Annotated in this window: 2 protein-coding genes; both read right to left on the bottom strand. The window is 64.1% G+C overall.

Features of this window, described 5'->3' with window-relative positions; translation table 11 throughout:
• Positions 1 to 369: aminotransferase class V-fold PLP-dependent enzyme (locus GPA22_RS22345; RefSeq protein ID WP_169258270.1), on the bottom strand; the 369-nt coding region annotated here is incomplete at its 3' end.
• 25 nt (positions 370 to 394) lie between these two features.
• Entirely contained in the window at positions 395 to 3,007 is a 2,613-nt protein-coding gene (gene gyrA, locus GPA22_RS22340; RefSeq protein WP_169258269.1) for a DNA gyrase subunit A, read from the bottom strand.
• Positions 3,008 to 3,080 lie beyond the last annotated feature (73 nt).

Raw genomic sequence — 3,080 nt, 5'->3', positions numbered from 1 at the left:
GAGATTTGTATAAGAGACAGGCCCGCCAGCGGCGATGCGCTGCGCCTCCTTGTACGCCTTCTGCGACCACGCCCCGGTGACGAGGTAATCGGCAGAGCCGCCCGCCAGCAGGTTCATCGGGATCTGCGCGAACTGCTGCGTGGCGCCTCCCTGCAGGAACAGCACGCGGTAATTGTGCGGGATCGCCATGAGCTCGCGCAGATCGGACTCCGCCCGCTCGATGATCGACATGAATTCCTTGCCGCGATGGCTCATCTCCATCACGCCGCAGCCTGTGCCGTGCCAGTCGAGCATTTCCTCTGCCGCCTGGCGCAATACCGGTTCCGGCAAGGCGGCGGGGCCGGCACTGAAGTTGAACACTCGGGTCATGATCGGAAACACTCCTCCTGCGGGTTCATTCAGCCGAAACGTCGTCGCCGGCTTCGTCCGTCGCGCCGGCTGCGCCCGACGGATCGTCGATCGCAGTTTCGTCCGTCTCCGACTCGGCGACCTTCTCCATTCCTGCCAGCGTATCGCTCTCGTCGAGGTTGATCAGCGTGACGCCCTGTGTCGCACGACCGAGTTCGCGAATGTCCTGGACCTTGGTACGGATCAGCACGCCGCCGGTCGAAATCAGCATCACCTCGTCGCTTTCCTCGACCAGGCATGCCCCCACCAGCTTGCCATTGCGCTCCGACGTCTGAATCGCGATCATGCCCTTCGTGCCACGGCCGTGACGGGTGTATTCCGCGACCGGAGTGCGCTTGCCGTAGCCGTTTTCCGTCGCGGTCAGCACGCAAAGATCTTCGCGCTTGGCGACCAGCATCGCAATCACCTGCTGGCCGTCCTCCAGCGTCATGCCGCGCACGCCGCGCGCCTCGCGCCCCATCGGCCGCACATCGTCCTCGGAGAAGCGCACCGCCTTGCCGGCATCGGAGAACAGCATCACGTCGCTTTCGCCGTCGGTGATGGCCACACCGATCAGCCGGTCGCCGTCGTCCAGGCTCGCCGCGATGATGCCGGCCTTGCGCGGATTGGCGAACGCCGTGAGCGCCGTCTTCTTCACCGTCCCTTCGGCCGTAGCCATGAACACGAAGTGATCGTCGTCGAAGGCCTGTACCGGCAGCACGGCATTGATCTTTTCGCCTTCCTGCAAGGGGAACAGATTCACGATCGGACGCCCGCGCGAATTGCGCGTCCCTTCAGGCACCTCGTACACCTTCAGCCAGTAGACCCGGCCACGGCTCGAGAAGCACAGGATGTAGTCATGCGTATTGGCGACGAAGAGATGGTCGATGAAGTCGTCGTCCTTCATCCCCGTCGCCTGCTTCCCGCGCCCGCCGCGACGCTGCGAGCGATAGTCGGCGAGCGGTTGACGCTTGAAGTAGCCGCCGTGCGACAGCGTCACGACCATGTCCTCCGGCGCGATCAGATCCTCGATGTTGATCTCGCCGGTATTCAGGACGATCTCCGAGCGGCGCGGATCGCCGAACTGGTTGCGGATCAGCCCCAGCTCCTCGACGATAATCGCGGTGATGCGCGCCGGATTTGCGAGGATGTCCAGCAGATCGGTGATCACGTCCATCACCTCGCGGTACTCGGCGACGATCTTGTCCTGCTCGAGACCGGTCAGGCGCTGCAGGCGCAGCTCCAGAATCGCCTGAGCCTGCGCGTCGGAGAGCCGGTACCCCTGCGCCGACAGCCCGAACTCGGCCGACAGCCCTTCCGGCCGATAGCTGTCCGCCATCGCGCGCTCGAGCATCCCCTCGACCAGCACGGAACGCCACTCGCGCGCCATCAGCTCGCGCTTCGCGTCCGACGGCGCCGGCGCGGCCTTGATCAGCGCGATGATCTCGTCGACGTTCGACAGCGCGACCGCCAGACCTTCGAGGATGTGCCCACGCTCGCGCGCCTTTCTCAGCTCGAACACCGTGCGCCGCGTGATCACCTCGCGACGGTGTGCGAGGAAGCACTCCAGCATCTGCTTCAGATTCAGCGTGCGCGGCTTGCCATCGACCAGCGCCACCATGTTCATGCCGAACGTGTCCTGCAGCTGCGTCTGCTTGAACAGGTTGTTCAGCACGACCTCGGGCACCTCGTTGCGCTTCAGTTCGATGACGACGCGCATGCCGGACTTGTCCGACTCGTCGCGGATCTCGCTGATGCCCTCGATCTTTTTCTCGTTGACCAGTTCGGCGATGCGCTCGAGCAGCGTGCGCTTATTCACCTGGTAAGGCAGCTCATCGACGATGATCGCCTGGCGGTTGCCCTTCTCGAGATCCTCGAAATGCGTGCGCGCGCGCATCACGACGCGGCCGCGCCCGGTGCGGTAGCCGTCGTGCACGCCCGCGAGACCGTAGATCAACCCGGCGGTCGGGAAGTCCGGCGCCTGCACGATGCGGATCAGGTCCTCGATGTCGGTCTGCGGATCCTCGAGCAGCAACAGGCATGCGTCGACCACCTCGCCGAGGTTGTGCGGCGGAATGTTCGTTGCCATGCCGACGGCAATGCCGGACGAACCGTTGATCAGCAAGTTCGGGATCTTCGCCGGCAGGATCAGCGGTTCCTTCTCCGACCCGTCGTAGTTCGGGCCGAAGTCCACCGTTTCCTTGTCGATGTCGGCCAGCAGCTCGTGGCCGATGCGCGCCATGCGGATTTCGGTGTACCGCATCGCCGCCGCGTTGTCGCCATCGACCGAACCGAAGTTGCCCTGCCCGTCGACGAGCATGTAGCGCAGCGAAAAGTCCTGCGCCATACGAACGATGGTGTCATACACCGCCGAATCGCCGTGCGGGTGGTACTTGCCGATCACGTCGCCGACGATGCGCGCCGACTTCTTGTAGGGCTTGTTCCAGTCGTTCGACAGCTCGTGCATCGCGTACAACACGCGTCGATGCACCGGCTTCAGGCCGTCCCGGGCGTCGGGCAGCGCGCGCCCGACGATCACGCTCATCGCGTAGTCCAGATAGGAGTGCCGCATCTCGTCTTCGAGACTGATCGGCAGGGTTTCCTTGGCAAACGGAGTCATTTGGCGGCTGCGACAAAAACAGCGAGGTCAAAAACGTGGAATCTTACCACGCCGACACCACCCTCCTCTCCCC

This window comes from Aromatoleum toluvorans (assembly GCF_012910905.1).
GTDB lineage: Bacteria > Pseudomonadota > Gammaproteobacteria > Burkholderiales > Rhodocyclaceae > Aromatoleum > Aromatoleum toluvorans.
The sequence above is the reverse complement of the archived record's forward strand: the minus strand, read 5'-3'. Positions and strand labels throughout refer to the sequence as shown.

Bases quoted from the DNA above. Each gene is read 5' to 3' on its own strand.
- gyrA (WP_169258269.1), bottom strand. From the start codon at position 3,007: ATGACTCCGTTTGCCAAGGAAACCCTGCCGATCAGTCTCGAAGACGAG.